Here is a 22,872-nt window from a genome sequence, read left to right as displayed (position 1 = left end):
ACTTAAAACCCTTGACAAATGGCGAGACTTGCTTTATACTTTTTATATAATGGGAATCCGTGCGCAAATATATATATAGTTTTTGGGCAAAGATAAGAGAGAAAAAAATAGCCTGAAAAATCGGGTTGGGTAGGAATAGGGATAAAGGTATGAAGACAGAAAATTTCTCTCCCCGACAAGCATTAAACAAAGCATTATTCGAGATTCGCGACAGATTGAGGAAAGGGCAGATTTAATTTTAATGTTATGTGGGGATGAATATTATCCAAATACCTCTAATCAGGGGATTATGGCAATTATCGAGGATTTATAGTTCTCCTTTGAAGGTTTTATCTAGGATACTGGGAAACAGTGCGTCTAATTCTTGGATGGCTTTTTTTCTGAGTTGTTTCATCTCGTTGATGACGATTTCTTATTCTAAATCCCCACTTTCACTCATATTCACCCTCACCTATAAACAAATCATAAAACAAAGAAACCGAAATAATAACCGTTTGTTCTAATTCTATCATCTCCTCAAAATCCCGATCACCAGTAATCAAAAAATCCGCCTCACTAACCCTTGCTAAAGCGATAAACTTAGCATCTTTGGCATCTCTGGCAAAATCTACACTAACATTAACTTCTATTACTTTAGGAATCGTTTCAATTTTATCAAGCCATTCCTGTCTTACTTCATCAGTTAACTTTAATTTCCGTCTATTTAAAACTTCTCGATATTCGGCTAAAATTTCCTGAGAAACTATCCAATCAATATCAGAATGGTCACTAATAAATTGAACAATCTCTCTCGGTTTTCTTCCTTTTAAAACCGCAGAAACAAGAATGTTAGTATCAACAATAACCTTCATTCTCCTCTCCGATAAGCGTCAATTTCGGCAGCTATTTCTTCTTCTGTAATATCTTGAATACCCGGAATTGCTTGAGTTTTATTAAATAAATTCCTTAATTCCTGACTTAACCTTACTCTTTCAGGATCAATCGGTTTGTCCTTATTTTGTTCCCGTTCTTTTCGATACTTCCTAATCTTTTCTTTTAATAAAGCTTTTGCGGATTCTGTCCCTTTAACATAATCGGGTAATATAATTTCATCCTCCTGTTCTTCTAATAGCTGAAACGCTTTAGAGATAACCTCTTGAGGGGTATTATATTTACCAGTTTTCAGTTGTCTTTCTAAAAACTGTTCCTGTTCAGGGGTTAACGTAATTTGTATCATAATTACCAAATAGTTTGAAGATTAGATAAAGCTTGAATATAGTAGAAACCTTAATCTGACCCTGATGCCTAACAACATTTTCTTTATCCTGATTTAAAACCCCCTTAATCTCAGCCATCAACCACCTGATTCTTGCATCCTTTTTCATAATAGCACTCAGCAACTGTTCGGGGGGCAAATGTTCAAAATCTTCCAGGAACTGGGGAAGTGGGGAAATTTTCAGAAAAACCCTTGACAAATGACGAGACTTGCTTTAGACTTTTTAGATAATGGGAATCCGTGCGCAAATATATATAGGGTTTTTGAGCAAAGATAAGAGAGAAAAAAATAGCCTGAAAAACTGGGTTGAGTAGGAAGAGGATAAGGTATGAAGACAGAAAATTTCTCTCCCCGACAAGCATTAAACAAAGCATTCCTGAGAGTCAAACCGAATCGTAGTCAGGTGGAGAAGTTTCAAACCCACCTGACTGGAAAAAGGGTGTGGGGTGTAGGGTGTGGGGTGTAGGGAAGGAAACCTCTTTCATCTGTGGGGGTGAAAATTTTTTCATCGGGACTAACTACAACTCTTAGGGAGTATAAACGAGACAGAATCCAAAGCTGACTGCTGATGGATATAAAATCGGCTCGATTTTTTTCTAAAAACCCTTGACAAATGACGAGACTTGCTTTAGACTTTTTAGATAATGGGAATCCGTGCGCAAATATATATATAGTTTTTGAGCAAAGATAAGAGAGAAAAAAATAGCCTGAAAAATCGGGTTGAGTAGGAATAGGGATAAAGGTATGAAGACGGAAAATTTCTCTCCCCGACAAGCATTAAACAAAGCATTTCTGAGAGTCAAACCGAATCGTAGTCAGGTAGAGAAGTTTCAAACCCACCTAGAACAACTTTTGGGGAGTATAAACGAGACAGAATCAGAGGAATTCCACAAAAACCTGCTTGCAGACTTTCTCAAACACAGCTACTATAGTCCTCAACATTTCATCAACACCAAGGGAAGGAATGATTTAGTCATCCATAATGGGAAAGAGTCGCGGGATTCCGTGGGGGTAATACTGGAAGTCAAGAAACCCAGCAATAAAAGCGAGATGCTGCGGAGAGACAAACTCAACTGTAAAGCATTACAGGAATTACTCCTCTACTTCCTACGGGAAAGGATAACCGAGAAAAACCTAGAGATAAAACACCTGATTGCTACCAATATATATGAGTGGTTTATCTTCGATGGGAATATCTTCGAGAGACTATTCGCACAAAATCAGGAACTTGTCAGACAGTTTAATGACTTTGAGACGGGGAGACTAACGGGAAAAACCACCGACTTCTTCTATAAACAGATAGGAGAACCCTTCCTTAACTCCATACTCGATTCCCTGACATACACCCATTTTGACTTGCGGGAATACTCCCAAACCATCCGGGAGGATGAACATAACCTCATCAGTCTCTATAAAATCTTTTCTCCCGAACACCTCTTAAAACTCCCCTTTGCGAACGATAGCAACAGTCTCGACAAAAACTTTTATAGTGAACTGCTGCATATCATCGGATTGACAGAGAGAAAAGAGGGAGGAACAAAACTCATCCGACATCCGCAACCGGCAGCGCGACAACCCGGTTCGCTGCTAGAGAACGCTATCAGTCAAGTGGAGAGTTTAGATAAAATCTCTCGTTTACCCAATCCCGAAGAATTTGGGGAGACGGAGGAGGAGAGACTATTGAATATCGGTTTAGAGTTGGGGATAACCTGGATAAATAGAATCCTCTTCCTCAAACTATTGGAAGCGCAGATAATTCGGTATCATCGGGGGGATAAGTCGTTAGGGTTTCTCAATTTAGGCAAAATTGCCAACTATGACGACTTAAATCGCTTATTTTTCAGCGTTTTGGCCAAAAAACAGACAGAAAGAAGCAAAGACATCCAGAATACCCATACTCAGGTTCCCTATCTCAACAGTTCCCTATTTGAACCCACAGACTTAGAACAATCAACCATAGTCATCAGTAACCTGCGTTCGGAGAATATAGAGATTTTTGCAGGAACAGTCTTAAAGGATAGTCAGGGGAAAAAGCGAACAGGAGAAATCAACGCTTTAGCATACCTATTCGAGTTTCTCAATGCCTACGATTTTAGCAGCGAAGGTGGGGAAGCGATACAGGAGGACAATAAGACTCTTATCAATGCGTCAGTGTTGGGATTAATCTTCGAGAAAATCAACGGATATAAGGATGGTTCCTTTTTCACCCCCGGTTTCATCACTATGTATATGTGTCGGGAAACGATTCGACGCGCAGTAATAGAGAAATTTAACCAGAGTCAGGGATGGGATTGTCAGACTATCGAGGATGTGTATAACCGCATCAAAGATAAAACGGCAGCCAATGCTATTATCAATAGTCTCAAAATTTGTGATCCTGCGGTGGGTTCGGGACATTTTCTTGTTTCTGCTTTGAACGAGATAATCGCGATTAAGAGTGAGTTACAGATTTTAGTGGATAAAGAGGGTAAAACTCTCAGGGATTATCGGGTTGAGGTGGTGAACGATGAGTTAATCGTCACCGATGATGACGGTAATCTGTTTGAATATAATCCCCGCAACCGAGAAAGTCAGCGAGTACAGGAGACTTTATTTCAGGAAAAACAGCGTCTGATTGAGGGGTGTCTCTTTGGAGTCGATATCAATCCCAACTCGGTGAAAATCTGTCGGTTGCGTTTATGGATTGAGTTACTCAAGAATGCTTACTACAAAGCAGATAACGAGTTAGAGACGTTACCGAATATCGATATTAATATCAAGGTTGGCAATTCTCTGATTAGTCGCTTTGGGTTATCCAATGATTTACAAGTCTTTTCCCGCAAAAATCGTTTAAGTATCGAGAGTTATAAGGATGCGGTGAGAGTCTATCGCAATGCGGAGGATAAATCGCAAAAGCGCGAGATGGAGAGATTGATAAGTGAGATTAAGAGTAGTTTTCGTCAGACTTTACAGGGAGATAATCCTCTGAAAAAGCGCTTGCGGGGTTTGGAAACGGATTTATATAGTCTAGAGAATCAAATTTTGTTATTTGAGGAGTCACCCAAGGAAAAGAAAGCGCGTGAAAGGAAGATTATTCAGTTAAGGAATGAGATTGATAAGTTACGTCCGCAACTAGAGGAGATTGAAAGCGGTAAGATTTATCATAATGCTTTTGAATGGCGCTTCGAGTTCCCCGAAGTTCTAGACGATAAGGGGAATTTTATCGGTTTTGATGTCATTATAGGTAATCCTCCTTATATAAGTATTGAAGATATAACTTGGGACCATAGAAGATTTTACGAAACCATTTATCAAACGGCTACTGGAAGATTTGACTTGTATTCTCTATTCATTGAGAAAGCAATGCAAATAAAACAGCCGACAGGTGTTTTCACTTACATTATTCCAGGAAAGTTTTTAAACAACAAACAATTTGTTACTGCTCGTAAAATTGTTTGCGATAATCACGGAGTTACGGTTGTAAAAATTGACGAAAAAGTATTTGAAGATGCACAAGTAAATAGTGTAATTGTAGAAAATTATCCCACCACAAAAGCACAATACAAAGCATTTAAAATCACAAGGCAAGAATTGCAACAGCTTTCAGAAACTGAAGTATCAAGTATCTTGAACGATAAGGAGATAATTTTTCGTTTAGAAATAAATACCAAACTTGATAACCTCATTGCTAAAATTGAGGCAGATACACTGAAATTAAAAGAAATTGCAGAAGTGAAAGACGGAATTGTTGCAGGTACAATCAAAGACATTTTGTTTATTGATAAAAAAATAGACAAAGACAGTCACAAACTTTATTTCGGTAAAAACCTTTCAAGATTTTATTTAGGCACAACTGATGTTTGGGTTAATTATAAACCCGAAGAGATGATGAAACAAGAAGTTAAAAGACAAGCGGGTAAAAGATCTGGTCTTTGGATGAGAGATAAAAAAATATTTGAGAGAGATAAAATTATTTACCGCAAAGTTGGGAAAGAACTCATCGCCACATACGCAGAAAAAGGGATTTACTATGAACAAACGATACATAGTTGCCATATCACAGACAAAAGATTTAAAACAAAATATGTTTTAGGACTTTTCAATTCCACCTTGTTCAAGTTCTATTATCAAAAAACAAATTCTCAAGGTGGTGATATTTTTCCACAAGTAAGAATTTCATCGGTAGAAAAGCTACCTATAAAACTTGCAGACAGTAAAACACAAGAAACAATTGAAACTCTTGTTAACCAAATTTTAGCCAAGAAATCAGAAGATAATTCTGCCGACACCAGCGAGTTAGAAAAAGAGATTGACAAAATAGTGTATGAATTGTATGGATTAAGCGAGGAAGAAATCAGGATAATAGAGGGGGAAATAAAATAAATATAAATGTAGTAACGCACCCAAAAGCATCCCAAAGGACTAAAAAAAATTTGCTCCCCCTAAATCCCCCTTAAAAAGGGGGACTTAAATTTGATACATTCGTTCTCATGATAAATTCTGTTTTTAATAGTATGATGAACTCCCAATCGAACTTTAAAACCCATCTCCCCACTTCCCCATACCTATTACCTAGAATTATTAGTATTCTATAATACCAATGCTTAGGAAACTATAAAGAAAATCCCAAGATTGAGCGAGTACCTTGGCGAAAAAAGCTATAATAGAATAAAATGCCTAATTTTTTCAACAAAATTGTTATGATAGTTACCAATAGACAAGAGCTAGAAGAACTGATACAACAGGTAAAAAAAGCTCAACAACAATTTGCCAACTATAACCAAGAACAAGTAGATCTTATCTTCAAAAAAGCGGCATTAGCAGCCAACAACGCGCGTATTCCCCTAGCTAAAATGGCAGTACAAGAGACAGGGATGGGAGTAATAGAAGATAAAGTGATTAAAAACCATTTTGCCTCAGAAATCATCTACAACAAATATAAACACAGCAAAACCTGCGGCATTATCGAAGAAGATAAATCCTTTGGATTGCAAAAAATCGCCGAACCCGTGGGCATTTTAGCGGGGATCGTACCCACCACAAATCCCACCTCCACAGCCATTTTTAAAGCCCTAATTGCCCTGAAAACCCGCAACGGCATCATTTTTTCCCCCCATCCGCGAGCCAAAGACTGCACGATCGCAGCGGCCAAAATAGTCTTAGAAGCGGCCGTCAAAGCGGGCGCACCGGCCGGTATTATTGGTTGGATCGATCAGCCATCGGTGGAACTTTCCCAAGCATTAATGCAACATCCCAGCATTAATTTAATCCTTGCTACCGGCGGTCCTGGTATGGTAAAAGCGGCCTATTCTTCCGGAAGACCTTCCCTAGGAGTCGGTGCCGGCAATACCCCCGCTTTAGTGGACGAAACTGCTCACATAAAAATGGCCGTTTCCTCGATTATTCTCAGTAAAACCTTTGATAACGGCATGATTTGCGCCTCCGAACAATCGGTAATCGTTGTCGATAGCATCTATAAAGAAGTTCGACAGGAATTTATTGATCGCGGGGCCTATCTTCTTTCCCCCGAAGAAAGGGAAAAAGTCGTCGGGATTCTCCTAAAAGATGGTCATATCAACCCCGATATTGTCGGACAACCGGTAGAAAAATTAGCCACCATGGCCGGAATTTCCGTTCCCGAAGATACCCGCTTACTAATCGGAGAAGTAGAAAATATTGGCTTAGAGGAACCATTTTCCTACGAAAAACTCTCGCCAATTTTAGCTATGTACCGAGCCAAAGACTTTGAAGATGGGGTCAAAAAAGCCGAAAAACTGGTCTTATTTGCCGGTCGAGGTCATACGGCCGTGCTTTATACCGCACCCTCCAATCGGGAACATATTAAGCACTTTCAAGACAACGTACAAACGGCCCGGGTATTAATTAATACCCCTTCCTCCCAGGGTGCAATTGGTGATATCTATAACTTCCGTCTCGATCCTAGTTTAACCCTCGGTTGTGGCACTTGGGGCGGTAATTCCATCAGTGAAAACGTCGAACCTACCCACCTATTAAATATTAAAACCGTAGCCGAGCGCCGGGAAAATATGCTTTGGTTCCGAGTACCACCAAAAGTATATTTTAAATACGGAGCATTACCCGTCGCTATTCGGGAATTAGCCGGCAAAAAACGGGCCTTTATTGTCACCGATAAACCTCTTTTTGACCTAGGAGTTACCGCAGCTTTAGAGGAGGTTTTAGAAGAAATCGGCATCACGATTAATATCTTTTATGATGTGGAACCCGATCCTTCCCTAGAAACCGTCGAACGGGGGTTAAATGTAATTAATACCTTCAATCCCGATGTGATTATCGCTATCGGTGGCGGTTCCCCCATGGATGCGGCTAAAATCATGTGGCTACTCTACGAGCATCCAGAGATAGAATTCGAGAGCTTGGCCATGCGTTTTATGGATATCCGCAAACGAGTCTATGAATTGCCCCCTTTAGGCGAAAAAGCTCTGATGGTGTGTATTCCCACCACTTCGGGAACAGGATCAGAAGTGACTCCCTTCGCCGTCGTGACCGATCGCCGTAATAATATTAAGTATCCTTTGGCCGATTATGCTCTAACTCCCAGCATGGCCATTGTCGATCCGGAATTAGTGCTGAATATGCCGAAAAAATTAACAGCCTACGGCGGAATTGACGCTTTAACTCACGCTCTTGAGGCCTACGTCTCGGTTTTAGCCTCAGAATATACTAATGCTCTTGCTCAAGATGCCATCCGACTGCTGTTTAAATACTTGCCCAGTTCCTATCATAACGGAGCTAAAGACCCGAAAGCGCGGGAAAAAGTCCATTATGCGGCGACAATGGCAGGAATGGCCTTCGCTAATGGCTTTTTAGGCATCTGTCACTCCATGGCCCACCAATTAGGGGCAATTTTCCACATTCCCCACGGTCTAGCCAATGCCTTGATGATTTCCCACGTCATCCTCTATAATGCCACCGATGCCCCCTTTAAACAGGCGACTTTCTCTCAGTACAAATATCCTAACGTGAAGTGGCGCTATGCCAGGATCGCTCATTCCTTGGGATTGGGAGGAGAAAGCGAGACCGAAAGTGTGGAAAGATTGGTATTAGCGATCGAATGTTTAAAACGGGAAATCGGTATTCCGGCCAGTATTAAAGAGGTAATTCCCGAAACTGAAGCCGAATTTATGGCCAAATTAGACCATTTAGCCGAACAAGCTTTCGATGATCAGTGTACCGGAGCCAATCCCCGTTATCCCCTGATTGAGGACTTAAAAACCCTGTTAATCCAAGCTTATCACGGCAATTTGCCCCTAGAGGTGGCGGTAAATGGTCACGGTGATGTCAGTCTTGCCGATTTGAAGTTAGAGCCGCAACCGTTGAGCTTGTAGGGATAGATTTTGCCTTTGATCCCCCCTACCCCCTAGTAGGGTTGATTCATGAATCAACCCCACACCCTACACCCCACACCCTACACCCCACACCCTACCCCCCTTAATCAGGGGATATCCCCCCTACCCCCCTTAATAAGGGGGGATTTGAGAGTTTTTAACACCTACCTACTCAGCCACTGCTTAAAAATTATCTTTTTTCCCCCGCAGCCGTGCAAACACTTGTACTGGTTCATTGCTATCCATGGTCATGGCCAAAGCGGGACTATCCCAACGCAAAAAAGGATTAGTCAGCTTTTCCGTCCCCAAAATTGCCGGAATCGTGGGAATATCTTCAGCGCGATTTTTCTCCACTTCCCGATAACGCTGTTGCAGAGCAGCATTATTAGGGTCAACTGTCAAGGCAAACTTTAAATTATTTAACGTATATTCGTGAGCGCACCAAACCCTAGTCTGGTCAGGCAGCGATCGCAATTTGGTTAAAGAAGCCACCATTTGGCCCGGTGTTCCCTCAAATAAACGACCACAACCCCCCGAAAACAGGGTATCACCACAGAATAACTCACCGTAATCTCCGGGGTTAACCGGGGGAAAATAATAGGCAATATGAGCGCGAGTGTGGCCGGGGACAAAGAAAACCTCGGCCCAGCGACCGGCAAATTCCACCCGGTCCCCCTCCTCTAAAAACAGCTGCTGGCCCGGAATGCGACCGCGATCCTCCTTTCCCCCATAAACACAAAGATGGGGATAACGATTAATTAAAGCCTGATTAGCCCCCACATGGTCGCCGTGGTGATGGGTATTGAAAATAGCGACTAAATCCACCTGTAAAGCCTCTAATCGCCTGAAAACCGGTTCAGGTTCGGCCGGATCTACCACGGCCGCGATTTTTTGCGCTCGATCGTAGAGGAGGAAAATATAATTATCGGAAAGGGCGTTAAGACGTTCGATCTCCATGGTAGAATCTTGGGCTAAGGTTTAACTCGATCATACCTATAGCAGCATCTTTCAGAAATCAGGCTAGAAACCTCAACCACTGGGACAAAATCTTAAATATGGCCGATGTAGAATAATAACTATAATAAAAGTGTCATAAAAAAGCAGTGAATTTATAGTAGTTATGACGATCAAATTTCGGTTTCATCCAGAGAAAGCAGTTGAAGCCGCTGCTATACTCTTAAAGCTGCACGGCAAACCGATGAAGTATTTAGGGTTGCTGAAAATGCTCTATATAGCTGACCGTCTTGCTTTAAAAACCATGGATCAACCAATTACTGGGGATAGATATATATCAATGGATTATGGACCGGTTCTCAGTGGTGTTTATGATTTGATTAAAGGACAGCCCGTGGACTCTGCTTTACCCCTGTGGTCGAAATATATTTCTCCCCGGGATTCTAATTATGTTGACCTGCTGCAATATCCCGGCAATGAAGAACTCTGTGAAGAAGAAGAAATGATTCTTAAACAGGTTTACAACACTTTTGGCCATCTCGATCCCTTTCATGTAGCCGAATGGACTCACGATTTACCAGAATGGAAGGATCCCCATGGTTCGGCTATTCCAATTTTAGTAGAGGATGTTTTGCGATCTATGGGTAAAACGGAGGAGGAAATCGAAGATATTAGCCAAGAAGCCCAGCGAGAAGCCTATTTAGATGGAGCTTTACCGAAAATTTTGGGTTAAAGCCCCGCCCTTTAGTGTAGGGTCGGGCGACTTTTAATTTATGGGTTGTCAACTTCAGAAGCAATTCTGTCTAAGCAAGTAATCTCTGTGAACCAAGAATCCCCGTCTTTTTAGAGCGGGAAGTGTCAAAAGGATTTTACCAAAATGTCTAACGAAACCGTTACCTATTCCCTAGAAGCTGTTCTCAAGGAAATCAAAGACAGTATTAAGGAAGTTAGCCACAAAATCGACAAAATTGACGAACGGCTAACTAAGTTAGAGGTGGGACAAGCTAAACTGACTGAGAAAGTCGATGGGATGGATAGAAGGCTCGAAAAGGTTGAGGGAACCCAGAAAAATCAGGTCTGGACGTTAATAATTCTTTTAGGAGGGGCGATCGCTACGGCATCGTGGCGCTCTTTCTTTTCTGGGAATCCTTGACCATCTATGAGTTTGCTAGTGTATAGCATTTATTTAAGTACGGGAAGCGCACCAGCAACTGTGGCGCGCTTCTGGGTTTTCTGTTGGGGGCAATCCGTTAATTTCGTTTAAAATAACTGAACTCCTGTATATAGGGTCTGCTGAAAAAGTTTCTCGTGGGGGTAGGGTGTGGGGTGTAGGGTTTTACGCATTTTCATCTGGTAAATTACCTAATTTTCAGGGAAAAAGTCCAGGAATTTTCCCCCCGATCCCTCCAATGGCTGGCACTTTTTTATTTCCCAAAAGTCTAAAAATCTTACCCAACGAGGTTTTTAGATTTATTCAGCAACCCCTATATAGTCATTTCAATTAAGATTGAGAATATCAATGCCAGAGTTCATAAGGGTTTAACTGGTCTAGAGTGTATCAGACTTATCTGAAATGACTATAATTCACAGTGACCTTCCTGAAGCTCTCGACTACCGGCACAAATAATTTCATCGATAATAAATTCGTAGATAGCATTTCCGACAATCACTGTCAGAACGATCGCAAGCAAGCCTTTTGTGTATTTATCTAATGCTGTCATGAGGTTTCGAAAATTTCCTTATGGGTAATTTTAAGTAATCAAAAAGGAGATGGGTATGATTAGAATCACCCAAACCGCCGCTTCAGCCGTTTTCTGGTTAGCAACTTTTTGTCCCCTAACTCCCCGCAGCACAGGAATCGGCAAAAATTACGCAGGGAATCCCCACATGACTAACGGGAACAATATCGGGTTCTGTGGGGGGAAATAAAGCGACAACGTGGGGAACGGGACGGGGAGTATAATGCACTTGCGACTGGCCCCGATAAGCGAGGGAGGTGCTTGCTCCTGAATCCAACATCACCGCCTCCCGAAAACCTGCCTGTACTAATAATTCTCCCAAAGCCATGGAATCGATCGGGTCTCGGGAAACCCCGATTACTGGCTGTCCTGCCTGATTAATCCCCCAAAAAGCCCGGTGACGCAGGGCATCAAAACCGTAAAGTGTACCAAAGGACTCTCGCGATTGTGGTTGTCCATCTTTGACTAACCAAGCGGCCGCGACAAAAGCATCCGTCACCTTGAGATCATCTCCGGCCTCGGCTGCGATTCCTTCTAGGGTATTATGACGGGCAGGATCAAAAGGAAGATAACGCACCCATCGCTCGGTAATGATTACTAAAGGACGACCCTCTAACTTGTCGATTTCTCCCTCATATCCCGGTATAAAGCCGCCATTTTGGCTTAAAACTGGCCCGATCATCTGATTTGAGTCCAATTCCTTGAGAGAGAAAAAACCGCCATCTACAGCCGCGATCGCTTCTGTACCGGCGATAATTTCCTCCACTTGATAGCGACTATCAGCGTGGATAGTTTTGGGAATCCCGCCACTAATCAGAACAAGTGTATTAGTTGAAAATTCCACTTCCCGTTTTTGGATGGTGGTGGCAAAGTTAAAACCGCCATCCCTACGGGGTAAGGGATCACCTCCCCAAGCTTGCGGGACAACTTCCCTAGTGCGCGATTGCCCAAAACGTCCAATCGTGAGTAAATTGGGAGATTGTCCAGCAAAATGCTCATCGAGGTCATTCATCGATAAAGCCGCCCGATAACCCGCTTTTTTGACGAATTCCTTCACTCGATCGTCCGCCTTCCCTTCCGGATATGTAAAATAATTAATCGGAATACCCAATTCTTTTTCTAAGATTTGTTTCGATTGCTTGACTTCTTGCTCTAAATCTGCATCGGACAATAACCTTAAATCCCGGGGATGACTAACACTATGGGAGACAATCTGTACTAGAGGATCGGCGGCCATTTCCTGGAGTTGTTGCCAAGTGACACTGGTTCTGCCAGTTTTTTGAGCCATTTTATTGATATAAATCGAGAAAACAGCAGGATAGTTATATTTTCTCAATAAGGGATAGACATACTGGTAATGTCCCCCATAACCATCATCAAAAGTTAATAAAACCGGTTTAGCGGGAAGGGGGATCCCTGTCCGCAGATGGGAAATTAACCAATCGATACTGATAGGAGTTGCCCCGATTTCCTGCAAAAACTGAAAATGTGCCTCTAATTCGGCGGGAGTAACGTCAAAAAATACCTCTTTTTTTGGTAAAATGTCGTGATACATTAAAACTGGTACTTTTGCCCCTTGAGCGCGGGGATGAATTTCCGGCCAGGGGGCTAATTCGATCGCCGTTGCCGAGTTATTTTGCCAATTATCGAGACTAATATCGTTTTTTTGGAGAGATAGGGAAACAATCACGCGATCGGAGAGGTTTTTATAGGTTTTACAATCAAAAATTCTCGATATATCCTTAAAAGAACTATTTTCTAGGACATAATCCGCGCATTCCGGTTGAAACTCCCTAAAAGGTGCGGGGAGAGAATCACCCCCCACCAGAGCATTAGAACGAGGATAGAGAGAAATTGTCCAAATAATCAGACAAGTGACGATAAATGCCAAAAATCCGTATAGGGGAAGGAAAGAAAAGGAAGATTTTTGCCGAGCTTGCCAACGCATAAGATCAAGTAATAAAGTAAAAAGTAGAAAGGAAAAAGGAAAAAAGCAGATAGGCCTTGATTTACCGAAAAAAAACTGCCTTTTATCTAGATTTTTGGCTTTTGTTTTCTCGTCAGCAAAGCCCAATGATTACAAGCTGAGTTTCCCCATAATCCGTTCCCTTGTCAAGTTTTCTAGAACACTATCATCAGTTATCAGTTATCAGTCATCAGTTATCAGTGAGCAGATTTGAGTTTTCAGTGGACAGTGGTAATCAGTGAGCAGTTGTCAATAGACTACCTTTATTGATTCTCCCCATTTCCCCATCACCCCATTTCCCCATCACCCCATCACCCCACACCCCACACCCCATCCCCCCACACCCCACACCCCACACCCTACACCCCCGCTATATTCACGGGGATTAAACTGGTAAAGCGTGACACAAAACTGCTAGAGTTACCAAAGACGAGTATATAAACTTTACAGATATTGTATGAGAGTTTTGGTTATTGGCGGAGACGGCTATTGTGGTTGGGCAACGGCACTCCATCTATCAAATAGAGGTTACGAAGTAGGCATACTTGATAGTTTAGTTCGTCGCTATTGGGACTTACAATTAGGCTGCGATACCTTAACACCGATCGCACCCATATCTCATCGGATTCAACGCTGGCAAGATCTGACGGGAAAATCGATCGATCTTTTTGTCGGGGATATTAATAACTACGACTTTCTGATTCAATCCCTGCGACAGTTTCAACCAGACACCATTGTTCACTTCGGAGAACAGAGATCTGCACCCTTCTCCATGATCGATCGCGAACACGCGGTTTTAACCCAAGTTAATAACGTTGTTGGCAATTTAAACATCCTCTACGCGATGAAAGAGGAATTTCCCGAAGCGCACCTAGTGAAACTGGGAACGATGGGTGAGTATGGCACACCGAATATAGATATTGAAGAAGGCTACATCACGATCGAACATAACGGTCGTAAGGATACTTTACCCTATCCCAAACAGCCCGGTAGTATGTACCATCTCAGCAAAGTCCACGATAGCCATAATATCCATTTTGCCTGTCGGATGTGGGGTTTAAAAGCCACAGATCTCAATCAAGGGGTGGTTTATGGAGTCCTCACCGAAGAAACGGGAATGGATGAGATGTTAATTAACCGTCTTGATTACGATGGGGTTTTTGGTACTGCTTTAAACCGTTTTTGTATTCAAGCGGCGATCGGTCATCCCCTGACAGTGTACGGTAAAGGTGGACAAACGCGAGGATTTTTAGATATCCGCGATACCGTGCGTTGTTTGGAATTAGCGATCGCCAATCCCGCTCAATCGGGGGAATTCCGCGTTTTTAACCAATTTACAGAACTATTCAGCGTCGGTGACTTGGCACTGATGGTTAAAAAAGCTGGTTCCGCATTGGGGTTAAATGTGGAGATTAACCATCTTGACAACCCGCGCATCGAGTTAGAGGAACATTATTTTAACGCTAAAAACACAAAATTACTCGATCTAGGCCTACAACCTCACTATCTCTCCGATTCTCTCCTCGATTCCCTCTTGAACTTCGCCACCAAGTATAAAAATCGGGTAGATATGAATCATATCCTACCAAAAGTCACTTGGAAACGATAATTTATTAGTAAATGATAAGTTGAGGATGGGTTACTTGCCCATCCTTTGCGTTTTTCTAATGTATCGCCATCAAACTCGATCTTAATCCGCACTGATGGGAATTATTGTCGTCCACGATTGCGGGAATTAGCGCGACGTTCTTGCATTAACTGGGAAAATTCCGTTCTTTGAGCGGGAGTTAACACTTGACGAATTTCCAAAAAACTCTCAAATTGCAGGTTACTGATTTCTTGGCGATTCCGAGAGATTTGCTGATGTTTAGAACGGATATCTCGATCGGAGGCATTATTCGATAATAAACTATTTAATTCTTGTTCGTTGCTTCTCAGGGTTTCTCGCAACTGTTTGGTTTTTTCCTGATATTTCTGACGAATAGCGGCAACTTTTGACTTTTGCTCATCGGTAAGGTTTAATTGTTCAATTAGTCCTTCTCTAGAATTATTCATCCCACGGGGACGATTTTCAGGACGCTGGGGAGAGCTAGTTTGAGCAATAAATAGACCATCTTGGGGATAGGATAGCACAGTGGCACTTGGGGCCAAGTTAGCGGCCAGAGTTAAAACCATGGTTGTGCCGAGAATCGAGAGAGTAGAAAGGGACATAATTGACCTCGACAAAGAAATTAAGGATTATAGGTAGAATAGGTGAGTTGAGGCTCGTTTAAGCTCATCCAAGGCGAACTATAAACGCTAGGAGCAGCCATCGGTGGAGCGATGCTATGGTTCCAACTCTCCACTAAAAAAGCTTCTAACTCCTCGTCGGAAATTTGGCCCAGTTGTGGATGAGGATCGGACCAACGATAGGAAGCAACAATCAGCACCGATAAGGCAGTAATACCAGTTATCCACCCCAATAAAGGCAGCAATTTTGGGGAAGTTACCGGCCTTTCTCCCCTAATCATTTGCATTAACTGTTCTTCTTGATCTATCGGTCGAGGTGGCAGCGATGGACGATAGCGACGCAGAAAATTAACGACTTTGTCATCTTCTGGGGACATTAGAGAACTCCTTGTTTTTGCAAAAATTGACCCATGGTTTTACGCGCATAATGAAGACGTGATTTCACCGTACCGAGGGGAATTTCTAAGATTTGGGCGATTTCCTTTTGGGGTAAGTCCTCTAGATCGTGAAGGACAAGGACAGCGCGATGTTCTAAACTGAGAATTTCTAACCCTTGTCGGACCACCTCCTCATAATGCAATTGCATCAAATCGGGACTATCTTGGGGACGGGATTCGCTATCAAGGGAGTTTTCCTCATCAGTGCTTTTGGCCATCCTCATTTGTCTTTTGGCTAATTGTCGCCGACCATCGATCGCTACATTCCAGGTGATCCGATAAACCCAAGTGGAAAAGTATTCAGGTGAACGCAATTTCGGCAACCCGCGCCACAGTCTTAAAAATACCTCTTGGACAAAATCCTCTAGGAATTCCCTTCCACAGAGTTGATAGAGAGTAGAGCGGATTTTTGGTTGATAAAGACGGTAAAGGTGACGAAAAGCACCCCGATCACCCCTTTGACACTTTAAGATTAACTCTCGATCGCTCACACTTGTTTGCTTATCGGTTATCACCTCGATCATTCCCCTCACCCCTAGCTACTTGTCTGTTTAGACTAGGGGATGCCAAGAATGGTTCATAACCAGTTATCAGTTATCAGTTATCAGTTATCAGTTATCAGTGATCAGTTATCAGCTTTTTTCTTCCTGCTCCCCATCTCCCCACACCCCACACCGCACTTCCATCACCGAGGGAGTAATTGTTGATAGAAATCCAATTGTTTTTGAGCGAGGGCTTTATTAGTATAATTGGTCATTACTCTCTGATAACCCCTCTGGCCTAATTCTTGAGCGAAGCTGGGATTATCTAAGAGAGTTTGTATCGATTTAGCCAGTGCCTCCCCATCTTTTTCGGGAAAAATTAAACCCGTATCAGCAATAACAAAGGGAATTTCTCCGGAATCAGAACCAATAACAGGAACCCGACAGGCCATGGCTTCAATTAAGACATGACCGAATTGTTCTTTCCAACCGACGGCCGTTAAGGTTTTGACCTGATAGGTGGTTTCTGACGGCAAAACTAAAGTGTTCATCAGGTTAATATAATTAACTACTTGATCGTGGGGAACACTTTCCACTATCATCAAGCGATCGCTTATTCCTGCGGCTGTAGCTTCGCTGATTATTTTATCTTTCAGGATGCCCCGACCTAACAGTAATAATTTCCAGTTACCTGTTAATTTAGCTACAGCTTTAATCAGCGTTAGAATGCCTTTCTCTTCCACAAAACGACCGATAAAACCAATCACGAATTCATCGTTTTCAATACCTAAAGATCGGGCTAAATCGGGGTGCTTGCTGGGGGAAAAAAGAACTTCATCCACGCCTAATTGCGGTAAAACGGTGTATTTACCCCTGTAACCCCGTTCTTTTAAAACATCTACCCCGTCCTGATTACCGGCGATTAAACCATCGGTATTTTTCAGGTTATAAGCTTCTAACCAAGAGATGGGAAATTTAGGAGTATAGGGAAGATTCCACCAGGTAAAAAATACATTTTTAGCTCGTAGATTTAAGAGACGATTCAGAGTAATCAATTGACCATAAGCGAGAGATTTAGAACCCTGTTCCACTTGAATAATATCGGGTCTAAATTTTTGCAATAAAGAAATTATATCAGTGCCAAAAGTTAATAAAGCTTGGTTATTCTGGCTAAAATTAGAGATAGGAATAACTCGGAAATTGTCGGCTATTTTCGGTTGACTTTCAATGATTTTATTTTGGACTCCTCCCGGTTGCCAACGTTGGGGAACAACAATAGTAACTTCAATACTGGGATTTAATCTTGTCAAGGCGCGCAGTTTCTCACAGTTGAGATCAACGATATAGGTATGACTAGCGACTAAAATTCTCATAGATTATCTAGTTTTGTATAAATTTGACCATCATTCCAGAGGGACTTTACTTGAGTTTTCAGAGCATCCAGAAAACCTAAACTATAAAAAATTCCCCTAGAAAGGATTTTAATCGGGGAACCACCTTTATTACAGGGAGGATTGCCAAGAACGTGACAATCAAATAATTTAGCGTAGAGTCGCAATTGTTGAGCGAGAGTGAGATTTTTCAGGGCCATCAGAAAGTGATTATGATAAAAAGTCGTCTGATAACTCAGAGAACGAGTGCTAATATCATGACAGCCACCGGTTTCTTCCCCTAAATGAACCAGATAAGCGGTGGGATCGTACCAGACATGATAGGGAGTCTGGCGTAACCTTAAGCAAAAATCCGATTCCTCGCGCACGGCACTGCCACGAAAGCGTTCATCGAACCAAATGCCGTATTTCGTAAATATATCCTTCCGGAAAGACATATTACAGCCCCGGGCTGAGATTACCTGCTGGGGTTTAGTGGTGTGGACAAGATCGATGTAATACCAAGCAATGCCCGGATCCATCGCTTGGGGGGGTAAAAAGTCGATTTCGTAGGGTTTGCTGGTATCTGTCACCATTTTTTGGGAGTCACCCAATTTCATGCGATCGAATACCCGACCGGCCACTACACCTATCTCAGGGTTCTTGACAAAATTCTCACCATGTGCTTTGAGATAATTATCCGGTAGCCGCACATCATCATCGATAAAAAGAACGATATCGCCCTGGGCGCGACGGACTCCATAATTTCTGGCACCGGGTAAACTCGCCCAATCCAGCCGATACCAGCTAATTTTTTGCTGATTAGCCAGATTTTCCAGATAGGATTGTATGGCGGGGCTGTGGGTAGCGGTCTGGTCGATAACTAATACCTCAAAATCGGGATAATCTTGTTTGAGTAGGTCATCGAGGGTATCTTTAAGAGGCTCTTCGCGTCGATAGGTGGGTATGATGACAGAAATCGAGGGAAAATTCATAGCAGTAATCAGTGATCAGTAATCGGCGTTGTCAGATCAGAATATGAAAGATGCAATGCAATCCTTGCTATCAAAGTAATTTGAGTTCCAAGCTGATTCGGATCATCTTTCAATTTGACAACGCCGTAATCAGTAATCAGTAAAAAGACAGTAGAAAACTTCTATTTAATACTGCACACTTAAAAACTCAAATCTGATAACTGAAAACTCACAGCTGATAACTTATAACTGATAACTCAAATCCCTAACACCCAATTGCATATTTCAAGCTAAAGAAACACCTTTGCGTTTAAAATTTAAGCCCTTTTTGGAGGATTTTGTGGCGGTTTCCCCCGCCAGAATTTTGGCTTCTTTTTCCTGTTTTTCAATCACGGGTAATTTAAAAATTACGCCCGCAAATATCCAGTAATAAACGCCGATGGGATCCGTATCGAGGGCATACCAATAGGGAAGATAGGCAACAAAGAGCAGCAAAACCCAATAACTACCGGCAAAACCTCGCAGAGTCGGATCTTTGAGGGAACGATAGGTGCGGAAGGCCAGATAAACTAGATGGGTCATGAATATCATGTACAAGGTAAAACCAATGTATCCCAACTCGAATAAAACTTTACTGTGATAGGTTTCCACAAAAGAAATTTCACCGAAAACCCTAGCAGAAGATGTGGCCACACCAAGTCCACGACCTAAAATACCGCCCTGATTACGGATAGCAAAATCTAACTGATCTTGAAGAAAAGCGGTGGGGGGAGCCTGTCGCCAACGGCTGATGGCACTATCGTAGCGTTGTTGGACAAAATCGGGGTTAAGGAAAGAAAAACCGATAGCTAGAAGTAAAGCGGCGGCAAAAATGATCGGCAAAAATCGTTTTAAGTTAGCGATTTGTCCTGTAAGAATCGTCATCAGACCAATAATCATCGGTACGGCAAAGAAAGCTAATCTTTGCCCGGAGACCACTGCATTGATAAAAACTAGGGTTAAACCCACTAGGGCTGCTAGTCGCCATTTTTGGGAAATTTCACTAAAGGCACTGGCATAACAAATTACGGCACTAGAGACCAAAAACCAGGCCCAGTGCCAGGGGGAAACAAAGGTTCCTGGGAGACGGATCATATTCACTTCCGGACTATAGGCCAATGCCCCGCCAACCAAACACCTTGCCTCTAAGGTGGCTTTGAATAGTGCATCGGCCACATAGCCTCTAGTTCCTACACAACGACCGGTTTTCAGCATCCAGTATTGCATTAGTCCCAGGACACAACAAATAATCACTAAAGTTACTAAAAGACGACCAAAAAATAACAGGGTGGGTTTGTCTTTAATTAAGTAATAAGTGCAGAAGATCAAGGGGACATAACCTAGCAAAACTTTAAATCCCAATAGTCCTTGCAGAAAAGTCTCACTTTCCCGACAGGGAACTCCGCGCAAACGGCCATCCCTAAACATAGTCATCCCGGCCACGGAATCGCAAGTAGGCAGAAATTGTCTCTGTAAATTGACGGCTAATAGACAGACTACACAGAAAACAAAGATTAATAATAGGGTTGTACCTAATTGTTTCGGGACAATAATCGGTAATCGCTTTTTTCGACATTCTAAAACCAAGGCGATTAAAGCGGGTAGATAAAAGATATCTTTACTTAGCTGGAGGATTTGATTACCTCCCAACCAATAGATAATAGTGCCAGTGAAGGGGACATAGATAATAAATGCCCAAAGAGCCGTGCGAGGATAGCTAAAGGAGAAAACTCCTAAAATTAAGGCTAAACTTACTGCCGCTCCTATCTTGGCATCAAATAATAAGCTGAGGGGTAATCCGAGCAAAATTGCTACACAAATGGCAAAAATAATCAACCCCGTTAACTTTTGTTTCTTTTGCCTTTCTTCTTTTTTGAGGGCAAGTTTCTCTTTGATGTTAAGCGGGGGACTATCAGCTTTTGTTTGGCCCTGTTTATGCTTTTTTTTCTGGCGATCGATACTTAGTCCGGTCATAATTATCCCTTGCTACGCTAGGCTAAGGGCATTATAATCCCTGTCCCCCTCGATCGACTACAAAAGATAGCTTCGCACCGCTTCCACTAGCCTTTCTGTCCAAAAATTGGCTAATTCTAGGGTTTCTGCTTCCACCATCACCCGAATTAAGGGTTCTGTCCCGGAAGCTCGCACCAAAATTCTGCCTTTTTCTGCCATAGCTGTCTCAGCTTGGCGGATTTCTCGCCGCAAAGGTTCACATTGCTGCCAATTACGTCGCACTTCTCTATCTTCCACCCGCACATTGCGTAAAATCTGCGGATAGGTGACAAAGCTATGATCGACTAAGTTAGCCAAGGAAACCGCCGATTTCTGCACTAAAGCCGCTAAATGTAGGGCGGTTTGCATTCCATCCCCAGAAACCCCGTAATGATGGCAGAGGATATGACCGGATTGTTCACCCCCTAGCATGGCTCCAGTTGCCCACATTTGCGCCTGAACGTGCTGATCGCCCACGGCAGTCCGCAAGAATTGACCCCCCAGTTTTTGCCAAGCGCGTTCAAAACCTAAATTAGCCATCACCGTGGCTACTAATAACCCATCGGGTAGCTGTCCGGCTTCTAAGAGGGAACGACCCCAAAAATAGAGGATATAATCGCCATCTACTACTCTACCTTGACTATCCACGGCCAGGACCCGATCGGCATCGCCATCGAAGGCAAACCCTAAATCCGCTTGCTGATTAATCACCGCCGCCTGTAGGCTTTCTAAATGGGTAGAACCACAATTAACGTTAATGCGATCGCCATCGGCTCGATCGTGTAAGCAGATAACTTCCGCCCCCAAGGCTTGGAATACTAAAGGTGCTAGGTTAACGGCTGCCCCCCAAGCTAGATCTAAAACTATTTTTAATCCCGATAGGTTAATATCCGTCCCGACGGAATCAATCACAGCTTGATAATACTTTTGGATTAATTGGGGACAAAAAGTCGCTTTTCCCCAATTTTCTGGTTTATCTGCTAGTTCTAAATTGCCCCTTAAACCCGCTTCTATCTGTGCCGCTAAAGTGCCAGATAATTTTAAACCGCTGCTGTCAAAAAATTTAATGCCGTTATCTTCAGGAGGATTATGACTAGCAGAAATCATGATCCCCCCCATCGCTTCGCTTTCTCTGGTTAAATAGGCGACGCAGGGAGTGGGACATAATCCCAGTTGCCAGACTTCTATTCCCGCCCAAGTTAAACCCGCAGTGATAGCATTGGCTAACATATCACTGGAATTACGCGAATCTTGACCGATAATTACTGGTTTGGTGACACCAGCTTGATTTTTTAATACCTGTCCCGCCCAAAATCCGATTTGTAGCGCTAGGGGGGCAGTTAATAATTCTCCCACTTGGCCACGAATTCCGTCCGTGCCAAACAGGGGTGATGACGGTAATTCGATCAAACCCCCTAGGGATAACAGGGGATGCGATCGAGCTTTTTGCCCATTTTGATAAGATAGAGAAGCTACCATGGCCGATTCCTTTCCTCACACGACACAATCAGAGGATAACATGATCACCGATTTTTTAAAATCAATGTTCCCAGTTGACCCTAATCCTCCTCCCAGGGTTCCTTACATCTGGTGTAGGGTGTGGGAATTATGAATTATGAATTATGAATTATGAATAGACATCTCCAAAAATTACAACCTAGTCACAGCTTGCTTTTGTCCTGTGTACTAACTAAATTGTTCGATGGCTGGAATGTATATTTATCGTTTTTACTGAAAAAAATATGAGGCAATTAAAATCATTTTTATTCGGTTAGATTCCTTAACTAGAGAAACTTTTAGTCTTGAGATAATATTAAGTCGATGTCTAATAGACATCTCCAAAAATTACAACCTAGTCACAGCTTGCTTTTGTCCTATGTACTAACCAAATTGTTCGATGGCTGGAATGTATATTTATCGTTTTTACTGAAAAAAACATGAGGCAATTAAAATCATTTTTATTCGGTTAGATTCCTTAACTAGAGAAACTTTTGGTCTTGAGATAATATTAAGTCGATGTCTAATAGACATCTCCAAAAATTACAACCTAGTCACAGCTTGCTTTTGTCCTGTGTACTAACCAAATTGT

General features: G+C 42.4%; 17 protein-coding genes and 1 pseudogene. 6 read left to right on the top strand and 12 right to left on the bottom strand.

Translation table 11 applies throughout. The features are described 5' to 3' along the window. Positions 1-431 precede the first annotated feature (431 nt). On the bottom strand, positions 432-851 hold the full coding sequence (locus IM475_RS07840) for a putative toxin-antitoxin system toxin component, PIN family (RefSeq protein ID WP_287727211.1): 420 nt from the start codon (positions 849-851) through the stop codon (positions 432-434). Next, complete coding sequence (locus IM475_RS07835) at positions 848-1,216, bottom strand: ribbon-helix-helix domain-containing protein (protein WP_287727210.1); 369 nt, start codon at positions 1,214-1,216, stop codon at positions 848-850. Before IM475_RS07835 ends, IM475_RS07840 begins: the two co-directional genes overlap by 4 nt. Before the next feature lie 367 nt (positions 1,217-1,583). Between IM475_RS07835 and IM475_RS07830 the strand changes: the two are divergent. The 3 genes and pseudogenes from IM475_RS07830 to adhE all read left to right on the top strand — a co-directional run. Next, positions 1,584-1,682, top strand: a pseudogene (locus IM475_RS07830) (type II restriction endonuclease); the annotation flags it as partial. Between the two features lie 317 nt (positions 1,683-1,999). Then, positions 2,000-5,617, top strand: coding sequence for a DUF7149 domain-containing protein (locus tag IM475_RS07825; protein WP_287727208.1), 3,618 nt, complete (start codon positions 2,000-2,002; stop codon positions 5,615-5,617). Between the two features lie 317 nt (positions 5,618-5,934). Continuing rightward, positions 5,935-8,601, top strand: a complete 2,667-nt coding sequence (adhE, locus tag IM475_RS07820) for a bifunctional acetaldehyde-CoA/alcohol dehydrogenase (RefSeq protein ID WP_287727207.1) — start codon at positions 5,935-5,937, stop codon at positions 8,599-8,601. 183 nt (positions 8,602-8,784) lie between these two features. Here the strand turns inward: adhE and gloB are convergent, their stop codons facing one another. After that, positions 8,785-9,558: a hydroxyacylglutathione hydrolase gene (gene gloB / locus IM475_RS07815; protein WP_287727206.1), complete on the bottom strand. Its 774-nt coding sequence runs from the start codon at positions 9,556-9,558 to the stop codon at positions 8,785-8,787. Between the two features lie 163 nt (positions 9,559-9,721). Between gloB and IM475_RS07810 the strand changes: the two genes are divergently transcribed. Beyond that, positions 9,722-10,288: a Panacea domain-containing protein gene (locus tag IM475_RS07810; RefSeq protein WP_287658903.1), complete on the top strand. Its 567-nt coding sequence runs from the start codon at positions 9,722-9,724 to the stop codon at positions 10,286-10,288. 144 nt (positions 10,289-10,432) lie between these two features. Continuing rightward, positions 10,433-10,708, top strand: a complete 276-nt coding sequence (locus tag IM475_RS07805; protein WP_002739175.1) for a hemolysin XhlA family protein — start codon at positions 10,433-10,435, stop codon at positions 10,706-10,708. Between the two features lie 424 nt (positions 10,709-11,132). Here IM475_RS07805 and IM475_RS07800 read toward each other — a convergent pair whose 3' ends face one another. Beyond that, positions 11,133-11,276 (bottom strand): hypothetical protein, encoded by a 144-nt coding sequence (locus IM475_RS07800; protein WP_287727205.1) that lies wholly within the window; start codon positions 11,274-11,276, stop codon positions 11,133-11,135. 115 nt (positions 11,277-11,391) lie between these two features. Next, positions 11,392-13,242, bottom strand: coding sequence for a polysaccharide deacetylase family protein (locus IM475_RS07795; RefSeq protein ID WP_287727204.1), 1,851 nt, complete (start codon positions 13,240-13,242; stop codon positions 11,392-11,394). Positions 13,243-13,717: 475 nt separating this feature from the next. Between IM475_RS07795 and IM475_RS07790 the strand changes: the two genes are divergently transcribed. Further along, positions 13,718-14,869, top strand: a complete 1,152-nt coding sequence (locus IM475_RS07790) for an NAD-dependent epimerase/dehydratase family protein (protein ID WP_149976636.1) — start codon at positions 13,718-13,720, stop codon at positions 14,867-14,869. A gap of 101 nt (positions 14,870-14,970) precedes the next feature. Here the strand turns inward: IM475_RS07790 and IM475_RS07785 are convergent, their stop codons facing one another. The 7 genes from IM475_RS07785 to glmM form a co-directional block, all read right to left on the bottom strand. Next, positions 14,971-15,471, bottom strand: a complete 501-nt coding sequence (locus IM475_RS07785; protein ID WP_287658907.1) for a Spy/CpxP family protein refolding chaperone — start codon at positions 15,469-15,471, stop codon at positions 14,971-14,973. Positions 15,472-15,491: 20 nt separating this feature from the next. Continuing rightward, positions 15,492-15,866 (bottom strand): hypothetical protein, encoded by a 375-nt coding sequence (locus tag IM475_RS07780; protein ID WP_287658908.1) that lies wholly within the window; start codon positions 15,864-15,866, stop codon positions 15,492-15,494. Beyond that, positions 15,866-16,450, bottom strand: a complete 585-nt coding sequence (locus IM475_RS07775; protein WP_149985612.1) for a sigma-70 family RNA polymerase sigma factor — start codon at positions 16,448-16,450, stop codon at positions 15,866-15,868. Before IM475_RS07775 ends, IM475_RS07780 begins: the two co-directional genes overlap by 1 nt. Positions 16,451-16,611: 161 nt before the next feature. Further along, entirely contained in the window at positions 16,612-17,781 is a 1,170-nt protein-coding gene (hpsO, locus tag IM475_RS07770; RefSeq protein WP_287658909.1) for a hormogonium polysaccharide biosynthesis glycosyltransferase HpsO, read from the bottom strand. Next, entirely contained in the window at positions 17,778-18,773 is a 996-nt protein-coding gene (hpsN, locus tag IM475_RS07765; protein WP_287727203.1) for a hormogonium polysaccharide biosynthesis glycosyltransferase HpsN, read from the bottom strand. The genes hpsO and hpsN overlap by 4 nt, the downstream gene beginning before the upstream one ends. A gap of 264 nt (positions 18,774-19,037) precedes the next feature. Then, positions 19,038-20,765 (bottom strand): hormogonium polysaccharide biosynthesis protein HpsL, encoded by a 1,728-nt coding sequence (hpsL, locus tag IM475_RS07760; protein ID WP_287727202.1) that lies wholly within the window; start codon positions 20,763-20,765, stop codon positions 19,038-19,040. A gap of 57 nt (positions 20,766-20,822) precedes the next feature. Continuing rightward, entirely contained in the window at positions 20,823-22,262 is a 1,440-nt protein-coding gene (glmM, locus tag IM475_RS07755) for a phosphoglucosamine mutase (protein ID WP_287727201.1), read from the bottom strand. Positions 22,263-22,872 lie beyond the last annotated feature (610 nt).

Source organism: Microcystis sp. M061S2, assembly GCF_020245605.1.
GTDB lineage: Bacteria > Cyanobacteriota > Cyanobacteriia > Cyanobacteriales > Microcystaceae > Microcystis.
This window is presented reverse-complemented; position numbering and strand designations above follow the sequence as displayed.

Bases quoted from the DNA above. Each gene is read 5' to 3' on its own strand.
- IM475_RS07805 (WP_002739175.1), top strand. From the start codon at position 10,433: ATGTCTAACGAAACCGTTACCTATTCCCTAGAAGCTGTTCTCAAGGAA.
- IM475_RS07810 (WP_287658903.1), top strand. From the start codon at position 9,722: ATGACGATCAAATTTCGGTTTCATCCAGAGAAAGCAGTTGAAGCCGCT.
- IM475_RS07835 (WP_287727210.1), bottom strand. From the start codon at position 1,216: ATGATACAAATTACGTTAACCCCTGAACAGGAACAGTTTTTAGAAAGA.
- hpsL (WP_287727202.1), bottom strand. From the start codon at position 20,765: ATGACCGGACTAAGTATCGATCGCCAGAAAAAAAAGCATAAACAGGGC.
- gloB (WP_287727206.1), bottom strand. From the start codon at position 9,558: ATGGAGATCGAACGTCTTAACGCCCTTTCCGATAATTATATTTTCCTC.
- hpsN (WP_287727203.1), bottom strand. From the start codon at position 18,773: ATGAATTTTCCCTCGATTTCTGTCATCATACCCACCTATCGACGCGAA.
- IM475_RS07800 (WP_287727205.1), bottom strand. From the start codon at position 11,276: ATGACAGCATTAGATAAATACACAAAAGGCTTGCTTGCGATCGTTCTG.
- adhE (WP_287727207.1), top strand. From the start codon at position 5,935: ATGATAGTTACCAATAGACAAGAGCTAGAAGAACTGATACAACAGGTA.
- IM475_RS07780 (WP_287658908.1), bottom strand. From the start codon at position 15,866: ATGTCCCCAGAAGATGACAAAGTCGTTAATTTTCTGCGTCGCTATCGT.
- IM475_RS07795 (WP_287727204.1), bottom strand. From the start codon at position 13,242: ATGCGTTGGCAAGCTCGGCAAAAATCTTCCTTTTCTTTCCTTCCCCTA.
- IM475_RS07785 (WP_287658907.1), bottom strand. From the start codon at position 15,471: ATGTCCCTTTCTACTCTCTCGATTCTCGGCACAACCATGGTTTTAACT.
- glmM (WP_287727201.1), bottom strand. From the start codon at position 22,262: ATGGTAGCTTCTCTATCTTATCAAAATGGGCAAAAAGCTCGATCGCAT.
- IM475_RS07840 (WP_287727211.1), bottom strand. From the start codon at position 851: ATGAAGGTTATTGTTGATACTAACATTCTTGTTTCTGCGGTTTTAAAA.
- hpsO (WP_287658909.1), bottom strand. From the start codon at position 17,781: ATGAGAATTTTAGTCGCTAGTCATACCTATATCGTTGATCTCAACTGT.
- IM475_RS07775 (WP_149985612.1), bottom strand. From the start codon at position 16,450: ATGATCGAGGTGATAACCGATAAGCAAACAAGTGTGAGCGATCGAGAG.
- IM475_RS07790 (WP_149976636.1), top strand. From the start codon at position 13,718: ATGAGAGTTTTGGTTATTGGCGGAGACGGCTATTGTGGTTGGGCAACG.
- IM475_RS07825 (WP_287727208.1), top strand. From the start codon at position 2,000: ATGAAGACGGAAAATTTCTCTCCCCGACAAGCATTAAACAAAGCATTT.